The 1,414-nt window shown below is 29.5% G+C and carries 1 protein-coding gene; it reads right to left on the bottom strand.

The genetic code is table 11. The features are described from left to right. Window positions 1–58 precede the first annotated feature (58 nt). The gene (locus AAKU52_RS17440) at window positions 59–1,285 is read right to left on the bottom strand and encodes a lipopolysaccharide biosynthesis protein (protein ID WP_354335915.1); all 1,227 of its coding nucleotides are present in this window, start codon (window positions 1,283–1,285) and stop codon (window positions 59–61) included. Window positions 1,286–1,414 lie beyond the last annotated feature (129 nt).

Raw genomic sequence — 1,414 nt, 5'->3', positions numbered from 1 at the left:
TCAAAGGGATCTCTGGTAACCAAAAGGCTAAAAGCCGGCTGGGACGATCAATTTCTCCTTAAAATTTTAAATCAAATTTAAATGCGTTGACCCTGACCCCTAATTGTTTTATGAGGTAATAATTGAAAATTAAATTTATTGCAGTAGGAATCAGTATCATAAAAAAATTGATCCTTGTTTTTCCAATTGCGTTTAAGATAACCCCGGCATTACGCCCAAAAGGTTTAAATAGGCTATAAAAAATGATGATTTTCAATAAAATGGATGCCTGGCCAAAATTTTCTCCTGCAATTAAATAAATCACCTGATCAGAGAATACAAAAAACAATATCAGAATAGGAAGCATAACAACAACAATTAATGCAGATGATTTTTCATAGAGTATTTTAATACCATCAATCCCTTTTTCCTTTAAAGTAATAACTCCCTGGGGCATCAATACTGAAGATACAGATTGCAAGGGAATTTCAATAAATTGTAATACACGAGTTGCAACGTTTATAATACCTACGGCTGCCGGAGATAATAATGCTCCAGAAATTAGTTGTCCAATATTTCCGGAAATCTGGCCAATCACTTCAATACCGAAAGTGAAAAAACCATACTTTGCGATTTTCTTTATAATAATAAAATCGTACTTCATAGTAAGCCTAAAATATTTTTTCGTCGTAAAAAAAACGAGTAATAATGATAAGAACCCAGCTATAATATTGACAATTACAAAATGATGTAGATCGTAAGAACTTTTAGTCAAAAACAAATAAAAGAGGTATATAATAAATATGCCTGACTTTAATATAGATGAAATTAATTGTCCATAAAACCTTAGATTTCCCTGTTCAATACAATTTAATACGTTTATCAATCCGGAACACAAAAGGATTAACGGTCCATACCACAATAATTCATTTAAATAGCTTGAGTTGTAAATAAGATTTATAAAATAAATAGAAACAAACAAAAGCAGAGAAATGACCAGCGTAAGAAAAAGGCTAAAAGCAAATGCATTATAAATAAATTTCCCACTTAATTCCCCTCTATAATCATTATAATATTTTATAATGGCATTACTTACAAAGCTATTGTTAGCCACTTCAAATATAACAATGATGGATGTGTATAAAATCCATGTTCCAAAATCTGTTGGGGTACAAATTCGAACTAAAATAAAAAATATTAAAAAATTACCGATAATCACAAAACTTTTTGCAGCAGTAACAGCCAAACCTGATTTTAAAAGCGCAGAGCTTTTAATTTTATTTAAAATTTCTTTTAATAAAGACATTTAATTTCTTGAAAAATTAAAAAAAATATAAATCATAGTAACTACTCAGGTACTTTAAAAGATTTGACTGTTTTCAGCCCTTGTAATCGTTGTTAGTTTAGGGGCAGTTTCAAAATTCAAATAAAATGG

It is taken from the genome of Pedobacter sp. CG_S7, from assembly GCF_040544395.1.
Taxonomy (GTDB): Bacteria; Bacteroidota; Bacteroidia; order Sphingobacteriales; family Sphingobacteriaceae; genus Pedobacter.
The sequence above is the reverse complement of the archived record's forward strand: the minus strand, read 5'-3'. Positions and strand labels throughout refer to the sequence as shown.